Genomic DNA, 22,289 nt, shown 5'->3' on the forward strand with positions numbered 1-22,289 from the left:
ATCGACAATTTTCTGGTCAAGGTCCGGCAAGGGCTGTATAATTCGCGGCCTTCTGTTCCTTAATGGTACGGTATTCTGTCCGTGTACGACTGGACGCTCCGCCTGAGATTCTGCCGGTTGCAGGGTCAATAAACATCGAACAGAAGTTAATTAACCCTTTAAAAAGGTTTTTACAATGTCTCGAGTTTGCATGGTAACGGGCAAAGGCCCGGTAACCGGGAACAATGTTTCCCACTCAAACCGCAAAACCCGTCGTCGCTTCCTGCCGAACCTGCACTGGCACCGTTTCTGGGTAGAAAGCGAAAACCGTTTTGTACGTCTGCGTGTTTCTTCCAAGGGCATGCGTATCATCGACAAGAAGGGCATCGACACAGTTCTGACCGAACTGCGTGCCCGTGGCGAGAAAGTCTGAGGAGATTGAATCATGGCTAAAGGCGCACGCGAGAAGATCCGCCTGGTATCCTCTGCCGGTACCGGTCACTTCTACACTACCGACAAGAACAAGCGTAACACTCCGGACAAGTTCGAATTCAAGAAATACGACCCGGTTGTTCGCAAGCACGTGATCTACAAGGAAGCCAAGATCAAGTAATTGATTCTGGACTGGAGATCCCGGAACCCCGCAAGGCCCTATGCCCTGCGGGGTTTTTTTATGCTGGCGAGCGGGGTATTCGGTCGTTTAGGATAACTATCATTACAATAAGCGAGTCTCGTCATGTCCCTGCCCGCCGGAGTCATCCGTTTTGTACCGCTGTTCTTTGTCCTGTTGTGGAGTACCGGCTTCATCGGCGCCCGCTACGGGTTGCCCTACATTGAACCTTTTTACCTGCTGCTGACCCGCACCCTACTGACGCTGGGTGTTTTTGGCGGTCTGATTCTGATCTTTCGTGCCCGCTGGCCGGGGCCGCTTCAGGCGTTGCATCAGATGGTGGTCGGTGCTTTGGTACATGGCTGCTATCTGGGCGGAGTATTCGCGGCTATCAAGTGGCAATTGCCGGCAGGTGTAACGTCCATTCTGGTGGGACTGCAGCCGGTACTGACCGCAGTGCTGGCCTGGGGCATGCTGGGGCAGGTCCTGCACGGGCGGCAATGGTTGGGGCTGATGATGGGGCTGCTGGGGGTGATGCTGGTGCTGGGCACGGGCCTGCAGCCGGGTCAGTTCGAGCTGCGGCCGGAAGCGGTGTTGGCTGCCGTGATTGCCCTGGCGGGCATCTCCATCGGTACCTTGTACCAGAAACGGTTTGGGGCGGGGACGGATCTGCTGACCGGTTCGTTCTATCAATACCTGTCAACGGCCCTGATGATGGCTGCTCTGACTTTCAGCTTCGAACACCAGCAGGTCGAGTGGCATCCGGAGCTGATCGGTGCCCTGTTGTGGCTGGTATTCGGGCTGTCGGTCAGTGCCATTCTGCTGCTGATGTTGATGATTCGGGAAGGCGAGGTGGCGCGTGTTGCCAGTTATTTCTATCTGGTGCCGCCCGTGACGGCACTGGAAGCCTGGTGGCTGTTTGGCGAGCGTCTGTCGCTGATGGCAATCGGGGGAATGGTGCTGGCCGTGGCCGGGGTGTACCTGGTATTGCGTGTTCCCCGCCCTGTCTGAATGGGGGCGGGTGGTATACTGTATTTATATAGATCAAGGAGTCCGCATGCCCGAATTGCCTGAAGTTGAGACCACCCGGCGCGGTATAGCGCCGCATGTGGAACAGCGACGTGTCACGGCGCTGGAGGTTCGCCAGCCCCGGTTGCGCTGGCCGGTCCCCGATCAGTTGCCGCAATGGGTTGTCGGTGATCGGGTGATCTCGATTGAACGCCGTGCCAAGTACCTGCTGTTTAAATTCGCTCGCGGCACTCTGATCGTACACTTGGGGATGTCGGGCAGTTTGAGGATCTTGCCGTGTGGCGCCAGCATTGGCAAACATGACCATGTGGACATGCAGCTCGATTCCGGGCAGCTGATGCGTTTGACCGATCCGCGTCGATTCGGAGCGGTGCTTTGGCAGGAAAATGGCACCTTGCACCCGTTGCTGGCGTCGCTGGGTCCCGAGCCTCTGAGTGAAGCGTTTGATGCCGAATATCTGCAGCGCTGCTGCCGCGGACGGCGGACGGCGATCAAAGCGCTGATTATGAATGCCGATGTCGTGGTAGGTGTTGGTAACATTTATGCCAATGAGGCGCTGCACAATGCCGGTATCGATCCACGTCGTGCGGCCGGACGTATCTCGGCCGCGCGCCTGGAGCGGCTGGTGGCGGCGATCAAGCGGGTGCTGGCTGCCGCGATCGAACAAGGGGGGACGACCCTGCGTGACTTTGTGGGGGGGGATGGAAAACCTGGCTACTTCAAGCAGGAACTGCATGTGTATGGTCGGGCGGGCGAGCCTTGCCATCAGTGTGGCGAAATACTGTCGGAAGTGAAATTGGGCCAGCGCAGCACCGTCTTTTGCCGTCAGTGCCAGCGTTAATCAGGATGGATGATGAATCGCAAACGGGAAGAAAATATCGACCTGCAGCGTCTTGAGCTGCGTAACAAGCTGGGTATTACGGAGTGCCTGCAGCAGCGAGAGGTCGTCTCCGTAGGGGGGCTGCCGCTACACACCGAATACTACCACCATGATGTCGAGGCACCTCTGCTGCTGTTTCTGCCCGGTATTGGTACCTATTCGGAGCTTTATGCCGAACTGTTGGCCGGGCTGTGTAAACAGGGCTACAACGTGGTGGGGCTGGACCTGCGGGGGCATGGCTATTCGGGGGGCACGCGGGGCCTCTATACGGTTGAACAGGTGGTGGCCGACTGTCGTGCGGTCATCGATCATTACAGACAGAGAGTGCAGGGGCCGGTTTATCTCTATGGTTACTCGATAGGGGCATTATTGGCGGTTGCTCTGGCCGAGCAGGATACGCGTGTCGAGGCGGTGGTGTGCGGGACGTTGCTGGTGCCGGATGTCGCGCCCGACATGATGCATCAAGTCGGCTGGTCCTGGATCTGGGGCAGTGCACTGTTGATGCCGGGCGTACCGCTGCCGATGAAAAGCTTTATTGATTATGATCGCCTGCTGGCCGGGCATCCGGCGGGAGAAGAGATCAATGCGGATACCCGGATCGTGTTCGATTACCCGCTGAAAACCCTGTCCAGTCTGTTTACTCATCATTTGGGGGTGCTGCGGCATCGCTATGATTTCCGGGGTCTGATTGTCCATGGCGACCGGGATGAAGTACTGCCGTTGAGCTATTCCGAGCGCATTCAGGCGGCCCTGGCGCACCCCTTTGCACTGCAGCCGGTGGCGGGCGAAGGGCATATGCTGCCCTGGGACAACCCGCAGGCACTGATACGCATCATATCGACCTGGCTACGGGAGAAGCCTGTCACCAAAGCTTAAACAGGCGGTCACGGGGCTGTCACTCCCGGCTGGCGACAATGCCACTGAAGCCAAGTCAGGGGTGGTTGCCATGAACCGTCTGCAGAAACTCAGTGCCTTCGATACGCGTGCCTTTCACTGGTGTAACGGCTATGGCCGATCATCGCCGGTTTTGCTTAGCAGCCGCTGGATCTCCCGTCTCGGGGACGGCGGACTTTATCTGGCGCTGGGAATTGGTCTGGCGCTGTGGGAAGAGCAGGATGGCGAAGCTTTCCTGCTGGCAGGCCTGCTGGCCTATGCCATCGAGCTGCCGCTCTACCTGTTGTTGAAAAACACCATTCGCCGTGACCGTCCCTGTCATCGGCTGGAAAATTTCAAGGCCGCGATCGAGCCTTCGGACAAGTTCAGCTTCCCATCGGGCCATGCCGCAGCCGCATTTGTGTTTGCCATGCTGGTAGCCGAATTTTATCCTGCATTGATGATCCCGGCCTTTATGCTGGCGGGGCTGGTTGGAGCTTCCAGGGTCATGTTGGGGGTCCATTATCCGACCGATATAGCTGCCGGAGCATTGCTGGGCATCGGTACCGGGCTGCTGGGGCTGTCCTTGTGGGGGGGCTTCTGATGCGGATCCTGTACGGAGTGCAGGCGACCGGGAACGGGCATATCACGCGGGCCCGAGTGCTGCTGCCGGCATTGCAGGCGGCGGGTGCCGAAGTCGATATGCTGTTCAGTGGTCGAGAACCGGACAAGCTGTTCAATATGGTGCCGTTTGGCGATTATCGGGTCCGGCGCGGTTTTACTTTTGTCACACGGGCAGGGCAGGTACAGCGCTGGCAGACCCTTGGGCAGTGCAGTCTGAGTCGCTTCCGGCATGACTTGAAGGAGCTGGACCTGTCCGGATATGACCTGGTACTGAGTGATTTCGAGCCGCTGACAGCCTGGGCGGCTCGTCTGCAAAAGGTTCCATCGGTCGGGGTTGCACACCAGTACGCGTTTCATCACCGGGTGCCGGGGACGCGTTTGACCCCTTGGCTGAAAAGCTGCGTACGCCTGTTCGCCCCGGTTGATCAGCCGGTGGGTCTGCACTGGCATCACTTCAATGCACCCATTCTGCCGCCAATGATTGAGCCGGGGCGTCACGCACTCAGCAGCGAGCCCGGTAAAATACTGGTATACCTGCCGTTCGAGTCGATAGAGGAAACAGTCTATTGGCTATCGCCATTACAGAACTACCGCTTTCGAGTGTACTGTGCCGTGGAAGCCCCCAGACAGGTTGGTTCACTGGAGTTGCAGCCGTTTTCCCGTGACGGCTTCCAGCAGGACCTGCACAGCTGTGAAGGGGTGATTGCCAATGCGGGATTCGGCCTGTGCAGCGAGGCGATTCAGGCGGGGAAGAAGCTATTGGTCAAGCCTTTGCGCCACCAGGTGGAACAGAGTTCCAACGCCGTGGTGCTGGCTCAGATGGGGTTGGCCGAGGTGATGGCCGATTTTGACATGAGTACGATCGAATACTGGCTGAGCCAGGGGACGGGCGTGCCCGTACAATGGCCGGATGTCGCCGGTACGCTGGCGCGATGGCTGACAACGGGGCGGCAGGTGCCGCTGACGCTGTTGGCACGCGAGCTGTGGCAGCATGAGGGAACACCGGTGCTGGATAGGGCCGTGGGGTGACCGGATAGAGGCGAACGGAGTCTGTCAGCGCCTTGTGCTGGGGGGCCGCGCGTGCAAAAAAGGGACAGTCAGAGAGGAAGGTGGGGGCCATCTGATAAGCGAAAGAAGTGCGTTATTCCGTCAACGCACTTCTTCCTCTGGCTGTCCTATCCCTGCGGTCGAGAGGCATCTTGCCTGGTACATCCTGTGTCCCTGTACCGCTACGAGGCCATCCAAGTATTCATTCCCTGAACAGGAGATCCACACTGGTAATTATGACCATTGGGGAAATACTTGATATAGGAATTTTTCCTATTTTTCGTTTCAGGCCAGTTCGACGACCTTGTCGACCAAGCGGTTGATGCCCGAGGCCGCTTCGGAAATGGAGCCGGCAAGCATATAGGCTGGAGTGCTGACCACGGTGCCGGCAGTATCAACGATAATCTGGTCAACGGCACAGGTCTGGTGATCGCCGCCCATGCGATTGATCGCTTCGGCGACATCGGCATCGGTGCCAACAGTGCACTGGATGCCGTTACCCAGCAATTTCGGGGTCATGGCCGGCGCGATGCAAATCAGCCCGACCGGCTTGCCGGCCTGATGAATAGCGCGAGCAAAACGTACCAGCTCCGGGTTGATATTGCAGTCGGCACCTTTGACGGCGAAGTCGCTCAGGTTCTTGGCTGCGCCGAAGCCGCCGGGAATGATCAGGGCGTCGAACTCATCGGCATTGGCTTCGGCCAGATCCTTGATGTCACCTCTGGCCAGGCGTGCCGCCTCCACCAGAACATTGCGTTTCTCGCCTTCGGCTACTTCGCCGGTCAAGTGGTTGATAACATGCAACTGATCGATATTGGGCGCGAAGCACTGGTAGCGAACCCGGTTGTGTTCCAGGCGCAGGAAGGTCAGTACCGACTCGTAAATTTCAGAGCCGTCGAACACACCGCTACCGGATAAGATCACCGCAATATTTTTCATGCTCTTCTGTCTCCTCAATTCCTGATCTGTAGGGGCTGACGGGCCATTGCCAAGCGTCATGTCGAAGTTGTCACAGATTACGTTAAGATGGAAAGCAATATCAAAGGAAGCGATGACCCTTATTGTGGAATCTCCGAAGGTGTCACATAAGTGTCATGTTTCTGTCGTCAAATACTGTCGAGAAAAGGAAATGAGCCGTGGCCTTTACCAATAGCCAGCGTTTTTATCCGGAAACCCGGATGCGCCGCATGCGTGCGGATGAGTTTTCCCGCCGCTTGATGCGGGAGAATGTTCTGACCACCGATGACCTGATTTACCCGGTATTTGTGCTCGAGGGCAAGGGTCAGGTGGAGGAAGTGCCATCAATGCCCGGCGTGAAGCGCTACAGCATCGATCTGTTGGTTGAGCGAGCGCGAGAATGGCATGCCATGGGCATTCCGGCACTGGCGCTGTTTCCGGTCACACCACTTAATGCCAAAAGCGAATATGCCGAAGAGTCCTACAATCCGGACGGCCTGCTGCAATCGGCCGTGCGAGCACTCAAGGCGGCTTTGCCCGAGCTGGGCATTATGACCGATGTGGCGCTGGACCCGTATACAACCCATGGCCAGGACGGGATTCTGGATGAAGACGGTTACGTCCTGAACGACCGCACCGTGGATACACTGGTGAAACAGGCTTTGTCTCATGCCGAAGCGGGTGCCGATATAGTCGCACCGAGCGACATGATGGATGGCCGCATTGGTGTCATTCGCGACGAACTGGAGAGCAATGGCCTGGTGAATACTCGCATTATGGCCTACTCGGCCAAGTATGCGAGTGCCTACTACGGACCCTTCCGTGATGCGGTGGGCTCGGCAGGCAACTTAGGCAAGGGCAACAAATACAGTTACCAGATGGATCCGGCCAACAGTGACGAAGCCCTGCATGAGGTGGCACTGGACCTGGCGGAGGGAGCCGACATGGTGATGGTTAAGCCTGGCATGCCCTATCTGGACATTGTGCGTCGTGTCAAAACAGAACTGAAGGCGCCGACCTTCGCTTACCAGGTCAGCGGTGAATACGCCATGCACATGGCGGCGTTCCAGAACGGCTGGTTGGACGAAGAGGCCATCATTATGGAAAGCCTGCTGGCATTCAAGCGCGCAGGGGCCGATGGCATTCTGACGTATTTTGCAGTCAGAGCGGCGGAGATACTTAACCGCTAACAGAGAATATACTCGGATGGACAACAGCTTGGACCTGGGAGGTTACACCATGAGCACGACCCCTGTGGAGCCGGACATGGCACCGGAGCAGAATGAGGCAACCGCCGCGCTGCTGGAGAGCCGTGAAATCTTGCCGACCATCGACCCGATCGAGGAGGTGCCGGTTGATCTCAAGGCACCCGAGCTGTACATCAACCGTGAACTGAGCCACCTGCAGTTCAATGTTCGAGTACTGGAACAGGCGCTGGACGAGAGCTACCCGCTGCTTGAAAGGCTGATGTTCCTGCTGATTTTCTCCAGTAACCTGGATGAATTCTTTGAAATTCGGGTCGCTGACCAGTTGCGCCAGCTCAAGTATGGTCGCGAGGCGGTGGGGCCCGATGCGATGCATCCGCAAAAGGTGCTGGAGAAAATCAGCGAAATCTGCGCGATCAATGTGGATCGCCAGTACAAGATTCTGAATGACATCATGTTCCCGGCGCTGGCCGCCGAGAACATCCGTTTTATCCGCCGTGGAGAATGGACACCTGCCCAGCGGGCTTGGGTCAAGGAGTACTTTGAGGATCAGGTTCTGCCGGTAATCAGCCCGATCGGACTGGATCCTTCACACCCCTTCCCGCGTCTGGTCAATAAAAGCCTCAACTTTATCGTGGGCCTGGACGGCAAGGACGCCTTCGGGCGTGAAACCGGGATGGCGATCATTCCGGCGCCGCGTTCGCTGCCTCGTTTGATTCGTCTGCCGGACGAGCTCTGTGAGAGCGGCGATAATCTGATTTTCCTGTCGTCGATCATTCATGAATTTGCCGAGGAACTGTTCCCGGGCATGAAGGTTGACGGGTGCTACCAGTTCCGGATTACCCGCAACGCGGACCTCAGCTTCGACTTTGAAGAGATCGAGGATCTGGCGCGGGCACTGCGTGGCGAGCTGCACTCGCGCAAGTTTGGCGATGCGGTGCGTCTGGAAGTGGACAGTCGCACTCCGGCTGAATTGCTGGGCTTCCTGCAGGCGGAATTCAACCTGCCGGACAGCCATGTCTATCGTGTCAACGGGCCGGTTAACCTGACTCGTCTGATGGCAGTGCGCGATTTGGTGGAGCGTCCCGAGCTGCGCTGGAAGCCCTTTACTCCGGGCATGCCCAACAAATTCAAGAACAGCGATGATGTCTTCACCGCCCTGCGCAAGAATGATCAGCTGTTACAGCATCCGTTCCAGTCCTTTAGCCCGGTTGTGGACCTGCTGCGCCAGGCGGCCAAGGACCCGCAGGTGGTTGCCATCAAGCAGACCCTGTACCGCACGGGGGTCAATTCCGACATCGTCAACGCGCTGGTGGAAGCGGCGCGCAATGGCAAGGAAGTGACGGTCGTGATTGAGCTGCGGGCGCGGTTTGACGAGGAAAGTAACTTGCAGTTGGCAAGCCGCCTGCAGGAAGCCGGGTGTCTGGTGGTGTACGGTGTGGTCGGCTACAAGACCCACGCCAAAATGATGCTGGTGGTGCGCCGCGAGGGCAGCGAGCTGGTCCGCTACAGCCACCTGGGCACCGGCAACTACCACTCGGGGACGGCCCGCCTGTATACCGATTACAGTTACATGACGGCAGACCCGGAGATCGGCGAAGACGTGCACAAGATCTTCCAGCAGTTGACCGGCATGGGCAAGATCCAGAAGCTGCAGAAACTCTACAACGCGCCTTTCACGTTGCATGCCAAGATGCTGGAATTGATGCAGAATGAAATTCGCAACGTCAAGGCCGGCAGGAAAGGCCATATTATCATTAAGGTCAATGGTCTGACCGAACCCAAGCTGATTCGCGGCCTGTATGAAGCCTCACAGGCTGGTGTGAAGGTCGACTTGATTATCCGGGGCATGTGCCGTCTGCGTCCGGGCCTGGAAGGCGTGTCGGAAAATATTCGGGTACGCTCGATCATCGGCCGTTTCCTTGAGCATACCCGTGTTTACTGGTTTGCCAATGAAGGCGGCAAGCCAGTGGTGATCGGCTCCAGCGCCGACTGGATGGAGCGTAACATGCTCAACCGGGTCGAAACCGGCTTTGAGCTGTCCGGAAAGCATGCCGAACGTATCCGCCGCGAGCTGGATTATTACCTCCAGGATAACACCCAGGCCTGGGAGCTTCACTCCGATGGCAGCTACACTCTGGTACAGCCGGAGACGGGCGAGGAGCGCTTCAGCGCCCAGCAGGCGTTGCTGGACGAACTGGCGACCTGACCGGATTATTCGCGCAACAGGCTTGCATATCCGCTACGGTAGTCGGGATAGACAAAGCGATAGCCGCTGGCCTTGAGGCGGCGGTTATTGCAGCGCTTGCTGCCGCTTCGGCGCACAGGCTGGCGTGTGTCGATACTGACGCCGAAGCGCTCGGCCAGCCACTCCATGACTTCATGAATCGGGGTCGGACAGTCGTCGCTGGCCAGATACAGCGGTTTCAGTGCCGTGCCGTCCTCCGCTTTCTGCAGCAGATGCTGCAGCACGCCGACACAATCATCTCGATGAATCCTGTTACTGTAATGCAGCGGCGTTGCCGGTGCTGCGATACCGGCTTTGACCTGCCGTTGCAGATGGGTTCGTCCCGGCCCGTAAATACCGCTGAAACGCACCACCGTAGCGGGAATGCCGCTGGTCAGCGCCAGTTGTTCGCTTGCCTGCAGTATGCGACCGCGCTCGCTGTCCGGCCGGACTGGTGACTGTTCATCGACCCAGTCGTGCTCATGCTGATGGTACACTCCGGTACTGCTGGTCAGAAACAGGTGGCGTGGCGGTTCGGGAAGGGCCGCCAGCACATGACGCAGCCCTTTGATATAAGTAGCTCGGTAGACTTCGAGGTCAGTACTGTTGGCAGCGGCGGTGTAAAACAGATAATCACAGGCGGGAAGGCCACGCAGAGCGGCTGGATCCGTCAGATCGGCGGCAATGCCATGGATGCCGTCGGGCAGCTGGTTTATAGTACGGCGAAGCCCGAACACCTGTGCCCCGGTGGCACTGAGTCTGAGCCCCAACCGGGTTCCGATATCGCCACAACCGGCGATCAGCACTCGTTGTTCCCGCATGTTAATCCCCTTTAGAGTTGGTTTTGTTCATCCTAACAGAGGTACGCCCTGATGACGCTGACGGAGCTTCGATACATTGTCACCCTGGCCCAGGAGCAGCATTTTGGCCATGCCGCCGAGCGCTGTTTTGTCAGTCAGCCGACATTATCGATTGCGGTCAAAAAGCTGGAAGAAGAGTTGGGAGTTGCCCTGTTTGAACGCAGCAAGAACGCGGTTCGAGTAACCCCGGTAGGTGAAAAGGTGGTACGCCAGGCGCAAACGGTTCTGGAACAGGCGGAGGCCGTGAAAGAGTTGGCGCGGGAAGGGCGTGACCAGTTGGCCAGTCCGCTGCGCATCGGTGCCATTTATACGATCGGCCCTTATCTGTTTCCGCAGCTGATTCCGCAGATTCAGCGGTTGGCGCCCAACATGCCACTGTATATCGAGGAAAATTTCACCGATAACCTGCGTACCAAGATCCGTAACGGCGAGCTGGATGCCATTATTATTGCGTTGCCGTTTCACGAAGCGGATGTGTTGACCCGTCCGTTGTATGACGAGCCCTTCATGATGGCCATGCCCAAGGGGCATGAGCTGGCGGCCCAGAGTGAAATCGACTCGCGCCAGATGAATGAGATTCGCATGTTGCTGCTGGGTGAGGGGCATTGTTTCCGTGACCAGGTACTGGAAGCCTGTCCGACCCTGAACCAGTCGTTCCATGACCAGCATACCGTTACCGAAGGCAGTTCTCTGGAAACCATTCGCATGATGGTGGCGTCAGGTCTGGGAACCAGTGTCTTGCCGCTCTCGGCGATTGATCAGCATCCTGCCAGCGATCTGATTGAAATTCGCCCTTTCAAACAGCCTCAGCCGATGCGTACGGTAGCGGTGGCCTGGCGTGCCAGCTTTCCGCGTCCCCGGGCCATTGATGTGCTGGTGGAAGCGATCAATCACTGCCAGATAAAGGCGGGGGGTGATGGCCAGCATTGAACAGGGGGCGATGCCGGGGGTTCCCGTCACCGAACTGAAAGGTGTGGGTACGGCTCTGGAGCTGAAGCTTGAGCGGCTGGGGGTCAGGACCATTCAGGACCTGATTCTGCACCTGCCGCTGCGCTACCAGGACCGGACGCGTGTGGTGCCGATTGGCGGCATCCGCCCCGGCCAGGAAGTGTTGGTTGATGTCACGCTGAAAGCAGCCGATGTGGTGCAGGGCCGGCGGCGCAGTTTGCTGTGTCGTGTTCAGGATGGCAGCGGTACCCTGACATTACGCTTTTTTCATTTCAATGCGGCGCAAAAGAACAGCCTGCGGCCGGGGCGGCGGCTGCTGTGTTTTGGCGAGGCCAGGCCGGGGCCGGCCGGTCTGGAAATGGTGCATCCCGAATACAAGCTGCTCAAGAGCGAAGCGGTGGCCGTTATGGATGATTGCCTTACCCCTCTGTACCCGCTGACCGAGGGCATGACCCAGAACCGTGTCCGCTCGCTGATAACATTGGCCATGGAATGGATGGGTCGAGAGGGGCTGAGCGAGCTGCTTCCCGAAACATGGCTAAGCCAATGGAAGTTGCCGGGTCTGACAGACTCTCTGCATTACCTGCATCATCCCCCCGTTGATGCCGATCAGACATTGCTGCTGGAAGGCAAACACCCGGCGCAGCGACGGTTGGCACTGGAGGAGTTGTTGGCGCATCACCTGTCGCTGCAGAAAATCCGCCAGCAGGTGCAGCAGCAGGGAGCACCGCCATTGAAGGCGAGTGGGCGCCTGAGCCGCCCTTTCCTGCAGGGACTGCCGTTTGAGCTGACCGCTGCCCAGCTGAGAGTGGCGAGGGAGGTTGCGCGTGACCTGCAAAAGCCGGTGCCGATGCTGCGTCTGGTACAGGGTGATGTGGGTTCCGGCAAAACCGTGGTAGCCGCATTGGCGGCCTTGCAGGCCGTGGAGAACGGACGCCAGGCGGCGGTAATGGCACCCACCGAAATTCTGGCTGAGCAGCACCATATCAATTTCCGTGGCTGGTTCGAACCGCTGGGGGTTCAGGTGGCCTGGCTGGCTGGCAAGGTGAAGGGCAAGGCCCGAGAGGCCCAGCTGGCGCTGATCCGCAGTGGCGAAGCGCAGGTCGTGGTTGGCACCCATGCCTTGTTTCAGGAGGATGTGGCGTTTTTCGATCTGGGGCTGGTCGTGATCGACGAGCAGCACCGTTTTGGCGTACATCAGCGGTTAAGCCTGAAAGAGAAAGGACGTAATGGCGAATCCGGCCCGCACCAGCTGATCATGACGGCCACACCGATTCCGCGCACTCTGACCATGAGCGCCTATGCCGACCTGGACTGTTCGATCATCGACGAACTTCCGCCGGGACGAACACCGGTACAGACGGTCGTTATTGCCGATTCCCGTCGCGATCAGGTCATTGAGCGTGTCAGTCAGGCGTGTGAACAGGGGCGGCAGGCCTATTGGGTATGCACGTTGATCGAGGAGTCTGAGGCACTGCAGTGCCAGGCGGCGGAAGTGGCAGCGGAAAGTCTTGGCGAGGCGTTGCCACAGTTGCGCATCGGACTGGTGCACGGGCGCATGAAGGCCGCGGAGAAGGCGGATATCATGGCCCGCTTCAAGGCGGCCGAGCTGGATTTGCTGGTGGCGACGACAGTGATCGAAGTCGGGGTCGATGTGCCCAATGCCAGCCTGATGATTATCGAAAACCCCGAGCGGTTGGGGCTGGCACAGTTGCACCAGTTGCGGGGCCGGGTCGGGCGCGGCAGTGTCGAAAGCTTTTGTGTGCTCATGTACCATGCGCCTCTTTCGAAACAGGGGCGCGAGCGGTTGGCGGTGATGCGCGAAACCACTGATGGCTTTCGGATCGCGGAAAAGGATCTGGAGCTGCGGGGGCCGGGTGAAGTGCTGGGTACTCGCCAGACCGGGATGATGCAGTTCCGTATTGCTGATCTGCAGCGTGATGCAGACCTGCTGCCCAAAATTCATCAGGTGGCGGCCAGTCTGCAGCAGTTGCCTGCCCTTAATGAAGCCCTGATCCGACGTTGGCTGGGCAATGGAGATATCTATGCACAGGTTTGATACTCGGCGTCAGCCGCCCACTCCGGCCCAGCTGGAGACTATCGCGCAGCAGATCGGACGTGAACCTCGGGGGATCGAGGCTGTGGCCTGCGCCACGGATACGGGGCTGCCGCTGGTCTTGCAGATGCGCACACTGGTCGCGGACCAGCCCTTCCCGACCCTGTATTGGCTGTGTTGCCGTGATCTGTGCCGTGTTATTGGCCGGATTGAAGACAGCGGTTGGGTCAAACAGATCGAGCAGGAACTGCAGAATGACGAGGCCTTGCGTGTCGCTTATCTGGATCAGCAGCGGCGTTATGTGGCGACGCGCTGGCGCTTGATGCGTGAGGAAGACCGGCGGAGGATTGAAGCGCTGGGCTTTACCGATCTGTTTGATCGCTACGGCATCGGTGGCATAGCCCAATGGGACAAGGTGCGTTGCCTGCACATGCAATACGCCCATTGGCTGGCTGAGGGGGATAACGTGATTGGGGAGCGCCTGGAACAGGAGTTTTCTCTGAGCCTGACGCCCATTCGGAGCTGAAAACGAAAACGGCGGCCTCTGGCCGCCGTTTGGTCCACTGTCGGTGGCTGAATCAGTTGCCGGTCAGCTTCTGATATTTCACCATCAACATATCTTCCGTTTCCACATGGTCCGGGTCCTTGGGAATGCAGTCGACCGGACACACTTCCACACACTGCGGCGTATCGTAGTGTCCGACACACTCGGTGCATTTGTTCGGATCAATTTCGTAAATTTCGTCTCCCGGAGCGATTGCCTCGTTGGGGCATTCCGGTTCACATACATCACAGTTGATGCATTCGTCAGTAATCATCAATGCCATGACTGGCTACCTCACTCTGACAGGTTCTTTATTTCTGGCTCAGGTGCTGCTTTAGTGCGTTGGCCACGGCAGGGTGTACAAACTGCTCCACATCGCCGCCCAGAGAAGCAATTTCCCGGATCAGCGTTGAGGAAATGAACGACAGGTGCTCGGCGGGAGTCAGAAACAGACTTTCTGCCTGGGGCGCCAGTTTGCGGTTCATATTGGCCAACTGAAACTCGAACTCGAAATCGGAAACGGCACGCAGGCCTCGCAGGATGATATTGGCGTTCTGCTCGCGGATCAGATCGGCCAGCAGGCAGTTGAAGCCGATAACCTCCACGTTCGGCAGGTGCGAGAGTGCTGTCCGGGCCAATTCGACCCGTTGCTCCAGCGGCAGCAGAGGCTGCTTTTTGGGGCTGGCCGCAACGGCAAGCACAACACGGTCAAACAGGCGGGCGGCGCGTCCGATCAGATCGGAGTGACCGTTGGTGATCGGGTCAAAGGTACCGGGGTAGATTGCCGTATTCATAGCGGTTCAGCTGACCTTGGTTCGGGCTAATGTGCAACACTGTTGAGCGGATGTTAGCCGAATTGAGCAGGTGGCACAAATAGATTAGAGGAATGGTAAGTATTATTTTGGTTATTAAAAAAACCATTATTATCCTTATAGGTTATATTTATTTGTGACAGATTGGTGACATTTTGGTTAAGGTTTAAGCTTGGCTATTGAGCTGCAGAAGCTGTCTCTCTATGGTCTGCTCCAAACATACCTTTGCCAATGTCATGACATGGAGGCCCCCGTCCGTATGGCTAGAAGAACGCCGGAAGAAGCCGCGCAAACACGGCAGAAATTGATTGAAACCGGTCTGCAGCTGTTCAGTTGTCAGGGCGTCGAAAACACGACGCTGAAACAGATCGCCCAGATGGCGGGCGTGACCCACGGGGCATTGTACTGGCATTTCAGAAATCGAGCTGATCTGTTGCTGCATATCCATCATTGTTATGAGTTGCCGTTCGAAGCTCAGTACCTGGAGCAGCGCCAGGGCGTGCAACAGGATGCCCTGGCGGCGTTGCGCCAGTACATCATGGGAGTCCTGAGCGGGTTTGAGCGCAACCCGGCAGCGGGCGCGGTTTATCGCGTATTCTATCTGGCCGCGACCCCGGTGGCCGATTTTGCCGAAGTCGAACCGGCGTTGGAGGACAATCGGGCGCTGTGGCTGGAGCAGCTGAGGTTTTTCCTGAAACAGGCGCGCAAGCAGAAGCAGTTACGCAAAAGCTGCACGCCTTCCTCTCTGGCTTTTACCCTGCAGGCGGCGCTTGGAGGCCTGCTATTCGAATGGCTGGTCTCCGCCGGCGGATTTGATTTGCGAGAAGAGGGCGGCACACTGGTGGATGTTTTACTGGCCGGGCTGCCGCATAAATAATCGATAGGTCACCTGTCCGGCCTGTTTCTCGCGATAGGGCTGCCAGTTGGCGGGCAGCTGATCCAGCTGCAGTCCGGTTTCGGTTTCCAGGTAGATCAACGCTTCGTCGGCGAGGAGTCGGTGCTGTTCCAACAGCGCACAGACCGGCCCTGCCATGCCCTTGTTGAACGGTGGGTCGATAAAGACCAGGTCGTAACGCACTTCTTCGTTTGTGGCTCTTTGCTCCAGCCAGGTTGGCACGGATTGCCCGATCAGTTCCGCATTCTGGGCCTTCAATGTATTCAGGTTGCTGCGCAGCTGGTTGATGACTTCCGGGGCCTGGTCCACAAAGGTGACGGATGCAGCACCGCGTGACAGGGCCTCCAGTCCCAGGGCGCCGCTGCCGCTGAACAGATCCAGGCACCGGGCACCAGGCAGATAGGCCTGTAGCCAATTAAACAGTGTTTCGCGCACTCGGTCAGGAGTCGGGCGCAGCCCTTCGATTGCCGGAAAGTCCAGCTTTCGCCCCCGCCACTCGCCGCCGATAATACGGACGCTGGATTGGGCAACGGGGGCTGCAGGGCGGCGGGAGCGGTGATTATTGCGGCGTGGCATTGCGGCGATCCTTAGGCGAAGCAGGCAGTGAAAGGGTGTGATAGTAATCAGACTCCAGTTGTTGCTGCAACCATTGCTGCAATTGAGGCAGGCTGATGGTTGGGAGGATGGCGGGCAGGTGTTCCAGAGTGTCGGCCGGCAACTGGTGCAGTGCCAACAGGTCCATCCAGGAGTGGAGCAGGTCCGGCTGGCTGATTGTGTCCAATACGCGGCGGCGAGCCAGATTGAGGTCGGAGAGAATCAGTTGTTCGGGGAGCCAGGTGGTCATTGAGGGCCAGTGATCACCCTGCAGGATGAGGGTTGCCAACCCCTGAGGAGGGGTCGCTTCCCAGACAAGGCTGTAACCGGCCTTGCTGGACTGCTGTGCCAAGCGCTGGGCCAGCGCTTGCTGAATGATTTCCTGGAGCAGAAGATCGAGGGCCAGTTGTTGCACCGAACCGGCCGCGGGCAATGGCCAGCGATACAGGTGGAAGGTGGCCGGAGCGGCTGGTGGTGGCAATGGCAGCGGCTGAAGCGATAAGGGGGGTGTAGTGACGTGCGGCTGTGAGGTGGTGTCAGTCGACAGTGTGAGGAATAGCCTCTTTGGACCGCTCAGGGTGAGTCGCCAGTGCTGTGGCTGTAGTCTGTCATGATAGGCAGCAGCGGGGTTCGGCATTCTGACATCGTTATCGGCACCCTGGGTCTTGAGCCAGGCTTCCGGGGTTTGACGGGCGATATACTGTTCTGCCTGAATGCGCTGTAGCAACACTGACCAGTCCAGTACGGGAGGTTGTTGCAGCTGTCGCAGCAGTCGGGTCAGTTCGGATGACGTTGGCGCTTGCAGGGTTCGGGCCTCGATCAGCCAGTAACCCGGTTGTTGGTGCAGCTTTGGCTGTATCAGCCAGGCCCCCTGTTGGCTGAGAGTGGCCAATTGCCGTTGCAAGGCTGCAAACAGCAGCCGTTGCTCCAGTTGCCGGTGGGGGCTGGATACCGGTGGGCTTGGCAGCAAGAGGTGCAGGCGGTAATGGTCGAGCTCCGGGCGCAGCTGCTGGTAGACACGGAAATCCTGATCGACGTGCCAGGCAGGAGGCGGTGTGTTGGGGCCGAGCAGCGAAAGCAGCAGAATGATGCCGGGCAGAAACAGGATCAGAAGACTGAGCTGTCGGCGGCTGAGAAATGGACGCGTCATCGGCGGAGGTCGGTCTGTTGTTGGTCGGGTTTGTCCGGACTTGCTCTGTGCTAAGATAGCCGCCCAGTTGGCTCTTGAATTTCAGCAGCCCCTGAGCGGGCTCTCTACAGCGGATATTACAGATTATGGACGCGCTCTACACCTGGATGACCGAACAGGGTCTTGATCCTGCCACTTTCCCTTACATGGCCGGCGCTTTGCTGATCGTACTGTTGCTGGTTGTTGTGCGTTTGAATCGCCGCAGCAGTCTCAAGGCCGAGCAGGCGCGTCTGCAGGCTGAAGCAGAACGTCAGGCTCAGGTCGCCGCCGAGCAGGCTGCTCGCGACGCGGAACATGCTGCCCGTCAGGCGGAAGAGGAAGTCCAGCGCCAGGCGGCGGAAGCGGCTGCTGAAGCGGAACGTCAGGCTCAGGTCGCCGCCGAGCAGGCTGCTCGCGACGCGGAACATGCTGCCCGTCAGGCGGAAGAGGAAGTCCAGCGCCAAGCGGCGGAAGCGGCTGCTGAAGCGGAACGTCAGGCTCAGGCCGCCGCCGAGCAGGCTGCTCGCGACGCGGAACATGCTGCCCGTCAGGCGGAAGAGGAAGCCCAGCGCCAAGCGGCGGAAGCGGCTGCTGAAGCGGAACGTCAGGCTCAGGCCGCCGCCGAGGCTGCAGAGGTCGAAAAGGAACCGAAAGGGGGCTTTTTTGCCCGTATCAAGACCGGTCTGAGTCGCACCAAGGCCAATCTGACCGAGCAGCTGGGTGATCTGTTCCTCGGGGCCAAGGAGATCGATGATGATCTGCTGGAAGAGATCGAAACGACCCTGCTGATGGCTGATGTCGGGGTGGATGCAACCACGACCATTATTGATCGCCTGACCGACAGGGTTGCACGCAAGCAGCTCAAGGATGCGGATGCACTGAAAGAGGCGTTGCAGCAGGAGCTGGCGGATCTGTTGGGCAGTGTCGAGCACCCGCTGCGATTGCCGGCGAAAAAACCGGCCGTGATTCTGATGGTGGGCGTAAACGGCGTGGGGAAAACCACGACTATCGGCAAACTGGCAAAACGTTTCCAGTCAGAGGGCAAGTCGGTGATGCTGGCTGCGGGGGATACCTTCCGTGCGGCGGCTGTCGAACAGCTGCAGGTCTGGGGCGAGCGCAACAAGGTGCCCGTGGTTGCCCAGCATACCGGAGCCGACTCCGCTTCTGTCATCTTTGATGCCTTGCAGTCGGCTCAGTCCAAGGGGGTGGATGTGCTGATTGCCGATACGGCGGGTCGTTTGCAGAACAAGGACAACCTGATGCAGGAATTGCAGAAGGTGGTGCGTGTCATGCAAAAACTGGATCCGGAAGCGCCACATGAGGTTATGTTGGTGCTGGATGCGGGCACCGGGCAAAACGCGATCAGCCAGGCGAAGGAATTCAAGGAGGCGGTGGGTGTCAGCGGTATCACCCTGACCAAGCTGGATGGCACCGCCAAGGGCGGCATCATTTTCGCCATCGCGAAGCAGTTTGATCTGCCGATTCGTTTTATCGGTGTGGGAGAGCAGGTGGATGACCTGCGTCCGTTTGAAGCCGATGAATTTGTCAAGGCTCTGTTTGACTGAGGTGATACATGGCGGCGATCCGGTTCAGTAATGTCTTCAAGCGCTATGCCAGCGGCCAGGATGCCCTGCTGGGAGTGGACTTCGAGCTTGCATCGGGAGAGATGGCATTTCTGACCGGTCACTCCGGGGCCGGGAAAAGCACCCTGCTGAAGCTGATCATGTTGATGGAGCGGCCCAGCCGAGGACAGGTGTGGGTCGGACAACAGGATCTGTCCAGCCTGCATCGCTCCCAGATTCCCTATCTGCGCCGTCAGATAGGTGTTGTGTTCCAGAATCACCAGCTGCTGTTTGATCGGTCGGTATTCGAAAATGTGGCGCTGCCGCTGCAGATCAGCGGTTATGATCCTGCTGATGCCGCTCGTCGCGCTCGGGCGGCGCTGGACAAGGTTGGGCTGCTGACACGGGAAAAGCATAACCCGGTTACGCTGTCGACCGGTGAGCAGCAGCGCGTCGGTATTGCGCGTGCCATTGTGCATAAGCCCAAGTTGCTGCTGGCCGATGAGCCGACCGGTAACCTGGACCCTCAACTGTCCGAGGATATCATGCGCCTGTTCGGCCAATTCAACAGCATTGGCACGACGGTACTGATTGCCAGCCACGACCTGTCGCTGATCAATCGCATGCGACATCGAATGCTGACATTGAAACACGGGAGGTTGGTAGCGGATGGCTAAGCCGGGACGCAAGGAACAGGCAACGGCGGTCGGCTCTCGTCCGATCGAAAAAAGTCCGGCGGCACCTCGCCGTGGCGCGCGGCAGCACCGGATACAGTTTGCCGACCGTCAGCGCAGCTGGCGCCGCCATCACCTGAGTGTGGCGCGAGAGGCATTATTGCGCCTGAAGCAGACACCGGTTGCTTCGCTGATGACGCTGGCCGTATTGGCCATCGCGCTGGCGCTTCCGGGCTTTCTGCTGGCGGCTCTGGGCAACCTGCAGGCACTGACGAGTGACTGGGACCCTCAGCCGCGCATTGCCTTGTATATGCAAACGGAGCTCGGCGATGATGCCATCGACAGTTTCAGTCGCCAGCTGATGCTGCGTGATGATTTGGCCTCGGTGGAGTTGATCAATCGTGAAAAGGGCCTGGAAGACTTTCGTCGGTACAGCGCGTTCGCCGATTTGCTGGAGCGCTTCGATGCCAACCCGCTACCCGCCGTGATCATGGTATTGCCCCACAATACGGACCCGCTGGCCATGCCGCTGGTTCGCAGTGAGTTGGCAGCACTGCCGGGCGTGGATGAAGCGCAGTTGGATATGGAATGGGTACAGCGGCTGGCAGCCGTCCTGGCTTTGGCTCAACGGGGCAGTTATGTACTGGGTGGCCTGCTGGCCTTGGCCGTATTGCTGGTTGTCGGCAACACCGTGCGGATGACGATCGAGAGTCGGCGTGACGAGATACTGGTCAGCAAACTGGTCGGTGCCACCGATGCCTGGGTACGTCGCCCCTTTCTGTATAGCGGCTTTTGGTTCGGTCTGATCGGCGGCCTGCTTGCATGGTTGCTGGTGCAGCTGGCACTGCTGTTACTGGCGACACCGGCACAGGCACTGGCGGACCTGTATCTGAATGACTTTCAGCTGCAGGGGCTGGGTATTCAGGGGTCTCTGATCATGCTGGCGGCGGCTACGCTGCTTGGCTTGTCAGGTTCCTGGCTGGCGGTGTCGCGGCACCTGCGCGAAATAGAACCGGGTGATGTCTAGCCTGCAGCGGGTGTCAGTATTTTGTAATACTTGCTCCGCAGACTGTTTCGCGTTAAGTTTTTCTGTCCGTGAACGCGCACCTGCGACCGCATTGAACTTTTACCCTGTTCAGGCGTCAGAAGCAGCGAGTTTTGACGGTATATCATTTACGTGAACCAAGAGTTTTGCGAGGTCATTCCTGAATGGGCACAAGCTTGCAAGTTATTGAACAGTTGTCACCGGGCCGCAATGTCGATGCCTATGTTCAGACTGTGAGTGCCATTCCGATTCTGTCCGTAGAGGAAGAGCGGGAGCTGGCTGAACGCCTGCACTATCAGAGCGATCTTGAAGCTGCTCGACAGCTGGTCATGTCGCACCTGCGATTCGTGGTACATATTGCCCGCAGCTATTCCGGTTATGGCCTGCCTCTGGGCGACCTGATTCAGGAAGGCAATGTTGGCCTGATGAAAGCGGTTAAACGCTTCGACCCGACCATGGGAGTCCGTCTGGTATCCTTTGCCGTGCACTGGATCAAGGCTGAAATGCATGAATTCATCCTGCGCAATTGGCGGATCGTCAAAATCGCCACGACCAAGGCCCAGCGCAAGCTGTTTTTCAACCTGCGTTCGCAGAAGAAGCGCCTGAGCTGGATGACCAACGAGGAAGTAGCTGCCGTTGCCGAAGACCTGGGCGTGGATGCCAAGGTGGTGCGCCAAATGGAGGGCCGCCTGGCCTCCACTGATACCGCCTTTGATGCACCGGCCGGCGAGGATGACGAAAGCACCTACCTGTCGCCGTCGGCCTACCTGGAAGATCACTCGGCCGACCCGGCGCAGCAGCTGGAAGAGGCCAACTGGGAAGAAGATTCTCAGCGTCGCCTGTTCAGTGCCATGGGCATGCTGGATGAGCGCAGCCGCAACATACTGGCGCGGCGCTGGCTGGCTGAAGAGAAAGCCACCCTGCACGAATTGGCGGCGGAATACAGCGTATCGGCCGAACGTATTCGCCAGCTGGAAAAAAACGCGATGAAGAAAATTCGCGGAGCCATGCTGGAAGCCTGAAGCCTCGTGTTGATGAAAGGATAAAGCCGCCGTTGTGCGGCTTTTTTCATTTCGGGCACCGGCTGCAAACCCGTTATAATGCAACCTTGGAGAACCAATGTCCGCTCGTATTACACTGGTAATGGCCGCTCTGCTGGGCGCTTTGGCCGTTGCGTTGGGGGCTTTTGCAGCCCATGGCCTCAAGTCGGTCCTCAGTATTCGCATGCTGGAAGTCTTCCAGACCGGGGTACAATATCAATTCTGGCATGTGGGAGCGCTGTTGGTGACCGGCTTGCTGCAGCGGCAGCGGAACAGTCTGGGGCTGAAAATTTGCGGCTGGGCGTTCTTGGGCGGTATCGTCTGCTTCAGCGGCAGCCTGTATGTGCTGGCCCTGAGTGGTATACATTGGTTGGGAGCGGTGACGCCTCTGGGAGGCACCGCATTCATCATCGGCTGGCTGGGGCTGGCCGTATCGATCTTTCAACAGGATAAACAGCATGCAGATTCAGGTGAACGGTGAGTCTCTGGAGGTTGGCGAGCAGATAACGCTGGCCGAGCTGGTCGAGCAGCTCGAACTGACCGGCAAGCGGATCGCGATTGAGTTGAATCTGGAGATTATTCCGCGCAGTGAGCACGCTGGGACGCGCTTGAACGGCGGCGATCAGGTCGAAATCGTGCACGCTATTGGTGGTGGCTGAC

The 22,289-nt window shown here is 58.4% G+C and carries 25 protein-coding genes; 19 read left to right on the forward strand and 6 right to left on the reverse strand.

The window, feature by feature from the left end; genetic code table 11:
• Positions 1–175: 175 nt before the first annotated feature.
• The 7 genes from rpmB to H1S06_RS14535 all read left to right on the forward strand — a co-directional run bounded on the left by rpmB (position 176) and on the right by H1S06_RS14535 (position 5,024).
• Complete coding sequence (gene rpmB / locus H1S06_RS14505) at positions 176–412, forward strand: 50S ribosomal protein L28 (RefSeq protein ID WP_181741474.1); 237 nt, start codon at positions 176–178, stop codon at positions 410–412.
• Between the two features lie 12 nt (positions 413–424).
• Positions 425–592 (forward strand): 50S ribosomal protein L33, encoded by a 168-nt coding sequence (gene rpmG / locus H1S06_RS14510; protein ID WP_027854336.1) that lies wholly within the window; start codon positions 425–427, stop codon positions 590–592.
• Between the two features lie 123 nt (positions 593–715).
• Complete coding sequence (locus H1S06_RS14515) at positions 716–1,600, forward strand: DMT family transporter (RefSeq protein WP_181741476.1); 885 nt, start codon at positions 716–718, stop codon at positions 1,598–1,600.
• A 46-nt stretch (positions 1,601–1,646) separates the two neighbouring features.
• Positions 1,647–2,459, forward strand: coding sequence for a bifunctional DNA-formamidopyrimidine glycosylase/DNA-(apurinic or apyrimidinic site) lyase (mutM, locus tag H1S06_RS14520; protein ID WP_181741478.1), 813 nt, complete (start codon positions 1,647–1,649; stop codon positions 2,457–2,459).
• Between the two features lie 12 nt (positions 2,460–2,471).
• The gene (locus H1S06_RS14525; protein ID WP_181741480.1) at positions 2,472–3,374 is read left to right on the forward strand and encodes an alpha/beta hydrolase; all 903 of its coding nucleotides are present in this window, start codon (positions 2,472–2,474) and stop codon (positions 3,372–3,374) included.
• A gap of 70 nt (positions 3,375–3,444) precedes the next feature.
• Positions 3,445–3,975 (forward strand): phosphatase PAP2 family protein, encoded by a 531-nt coding sequence (locus H1S06_RS14530; protein WP_181741482.1) that lies wholly within the window; start codon positions 3,445–3,447, stop codon positions 3,973–3,975.
• The gene (locus H1S06_RS14535; protein ID WP_181741484.1) at positions 3,975–5,024 is read left to right on the forward strand and encodes an MJ1255/VC2487 family glycosyltransferase; all 1,050 of its coding nucleotides are present in this window, start codon (positions 3,975–3,977) and stop codon (positions 5,022–5,024) included. The genes H1S06_RS14530 and H1S06_RS14535 overlap by 1 nt, the downstream gene beginning before the upstream one ends.
• A 303-nt stretch (positions 5,025–5,327) precedes the next feature.
• Here the strand turns inward: H1S06_RS14535 and elbB are convergent, their stop codons facing one another.
• A complete protein-coding gene (gene elbB / locus H1S06_RS14540) occupies positions 5,328–5,981 on the reverse strand; it encodes an isoprenoid biosynthesis glyoxalase ElbB (RefSeq protein ID WP_181741486.1) in 654 nt (217 codons plus the stop codon).
• A gap of 197 nt (positions 5,982–6,178) precedes the next feature.
• Here elbB and hemB point away from each other — a divergent pair, with 197 nt between their 5' ends.
• Together hemB and ppk1 are read left to right on the forward strand one after the other, a co-directional pair.
• Positions 6,179–7,189: a porphobilinogen synthase gene (hemB, locus tag H1S06_RS14545; protein WP_181741488.1), complete on the forward strand. Its 1,011-nt coding sequence runs from the start codon at positions 6,179–6,181 to the stop codon at positions 7,187–7,189.
• 49 nt (positions 7,190–7,238) lie between these two features.
• Complete coding sequence (gene ppk1, locus H1S06_RS14550) at positions 7,239–9,413, forward strand: polyphosphate kinase 1 (RefSeq protein ID WP_181741490.1); 2,175 nt, start codon at positions 7,239–7,241, stop codon at positions 9,411–9,413.
• 5 nt (positions 9,414–9,418) lie between these two features.
• Here ppk1 and H1S06_RS14555 read toward each other — a convergent pair whose 3' ends face one another.
• Positions 9,419–10,252, reverse strand: coding sequence for an SDR family oxidoreductase (locus tag H1S06_RS14555; protein ID WP_181741491.1), 834 nt, complete (start codon positions 10,250–10,252; stop codon positions 9,419–9,421).
• A 51-nt stretch (positions 10,253–10,303) separates the two neighbouring features.
• Here H1S06_RS14555 and H1S06_RS14560 point away from each other — a divergent pair, with 51 nt between their 5' ends.
• Genes H1S06_RS14560 through H1S06_RS14570 form a run of 3 tightly spaced genes read left to right on the forward strand, consistent with a single transcriptional unit; the run spans position 10,304 to position 13,821 of the window.
• The gene (locus tag H1S06_RS14560) at positions 10,304–11,221 is read left to right on the forward strand and encodes a hydrogen peroxide-inducible genes activator (RefSeq protein WP_181741493.1); all 918 of its coding nucleotides are present in this window, start codon (positions 10,304–10,306) and stop codon (positions 11,219–11,221) included.
• Entirely contained in the window at positions 11,208–13,298 is a 2,091-nt protein-coding gene (gene recG / locus H1S06_RS14565; RefSeq protein ID WP_255483143.1) for an ATP-dependent DNA helicase RecG, read from the forward strand. The genes H1S06_RS14560 and recG overlap by 14 nt, the downstream gene beginning before the upstream one ends.
• Positions 13,285–13,821 (forward strand): DUF501 domain-containing protein, encoded by a 537-nt coding sequence (locus H1S06_RS14570; protein ID WP_181741495.1) that lies wholly within the window; start codon positions 13,285–13,287, stop codon positions 13,819–13,821. The genes recG and H1S06_RS14570 overlap by 14 nt, the downstream gene beginning before the upstream one ends.
• 52 nt (positions 13,822–13,873) lie before the next feature.
• Here H1S06_RS14570 and H1S06_RS14575 read toward each other — a convergent pair whose 3' ends face one another.
• Both H1S06_RS14575 and coaD read right to left on the reverse strand, forming a co-directional pair.
• On the reverse strand, positions 13,874–14,122 hold the full coding sequence (locus tag H1S06_RS14575) for a YfhL family 4Fe-4S dicluster ferredoxin (RefSeq protein WP_181741497.1): 249 nt from the start codon (positions 14,120–14,122) through the stop codon (positions 13,874–13,876).
• Positions 14,123–14,150: 28 nt separating this feature from the next.
• Positions 14,151–14,633, reverse strand: coding sequence for a pantetheine-phosphate adenylyltransferase (gene coaD, locus H1S06_RS14580; RefSeq protein ID WP_181741499.1), 483 nt, complete (start codon positions 14,631–14,633; stop codon positions 14,151–14,153).
• A gap of 277 nt (positions 14,634–14,910) precedes the next feature.
• Between coaD and H1S06_RS14585 the strand changes: the two genes are divergently transcribed.
• Positions 14,911–15,528 carry a TetR family transcriptional regulator gene (locus tag H1S06_RS14585; RefSeq protein ID WP_181741501.1) on the forward strand — a complete coding sequence of 206 codons (618 nt, stop codon included), beginning with the start codon at positions 14,911–14,913 and terminating at the stop codon, positions 15,526–15,528.
• Here the strand turns inward: H1S06_RS14585 and rsmD are convergent.
• Both rsmD and H1S06_RS14595 read right to left on the reverse strand, forming a co-directional pair.
• Positions 15,502–16,122, reverse strand: a complete 621-nt coding sequence (rsmD, locus tag H1S06_RS14590) for a 16S rRNA (guanine(966)-N(2))-methyltransferase RsmD (RefSeq protein ID WP_181741503.1) — start codon at positions 16,120–16,122, stop codon at positions 15,502–15,504. The genes H1S06_RS14585 and rsmD overlap by 27 nt on opposite strands.
• On the reverse strand, positions 16,106–17,290 hold the full coding sequence (locus H1S06_RS14595; protein WP_181741505.1) for a hypothetical protein: 1,185 nt from the start codon (positions 17,288–17,290) through the stop codon (positions 16,106–16,108). Before H1S06_RS14595 ends, rsmD begins: the two co-directional genes overlap by 17 nt.
• A 125-nt stretch (positions 17,291–17,415) precedes the next feature.
• On the opposite strand from H1S06_RS14595, the gene ftsY reads away from it, so the two are divergent.
• The 6 genes from ftsY (at position 17,416) to thiS (ending at position 22,288) form a co-directional block, all read left to right on the forward strand.
• Complete coding sequence (gene ftsY, locus H1S06_RS14600; RefSeq protein WP_255483144.1) at positions 17,416–18,873, forward strand: signal recognition particle-docking protein FtsY; 1,458 nt, start codon at positions 17,416–17,418, stop codon at positions 18,871–18,873.
• Positions 18,874–18,881: 8 nt separating this feature from the next.
• The gene (ftsE, locus tag H1S06_RS14605) at positions 18,882–19,547 is read left to right on the forward strand and encodes a cell division ATP-binding protein FtsE (RefSeq protein WP_181741507.1); all 666 of its coding nucleotides are present in this window, start codon (positions 18,882–18,884) and stop codon (positions 19,545–19,547) included.
• Entirely contained in the window at positions 19,540–20,571 is a 1,032-nt protein-coding gene (ftsX, locus tag H1S06_RS14610; RefSeq protein ID WP_181741509.1) for a permease-like cell division protein FtsX, read from the forward strand. Before ftsE ends, ftsX begins: the two co-directional genes overlap by 8 nt.
• Before the next feature lie 182 nt (positions 20,572–20,753).
• Positions 20,754–21,611 (forward strand): RNA polymerase sigma factor RpoH, encoded by an 858-nt coding sequence (gene rpoH, locus H1S06_RS14615; RefSeq protein ID WP_181741510.1) that lies wholly within the window; start codon positions 20,754–20,756, stop codon positions 21,609–21,611.
• Positions 21,612–21,708: 97 nt separating this feature from the next.
• Positions 21,709–22,110, forward strand: coding sequence for a DUF423 domain-containing protein (locus H1S06_RS14620; protein WP_181741512.1), 402 nt, complete (start codon positions 21,709–21,711; stop codon positions 22,108–22,110).
• Complete coding sequence (gene thiS / locus H1S06_RS14625) at positions 22,088–22,288, forward strand: sulfur carrier protein ThiS (RefSeq protein WP_181741514.1); 201 nt, start codon at positions 22,088–22,090, stop codon at positions 22,286–22,288. The genes H1S06_RS14620 and thiS overlap by 23 nt, the downstream gene beginning before the upstream one ends.
• Position 22,289: the final 1 nt, after the last annotated feature.

Source organism: Marinobacterium marinum, assembly GCF_013868415.1.
In the GTDB taxonomy this organism is placed as follows: domain Bacteria; phylum Pseudomonadota; class Gammaproteobacteria; order Pseudomonadales; family Balneatricaceae; genus Marinobacterium; species Marinobacterium marinum.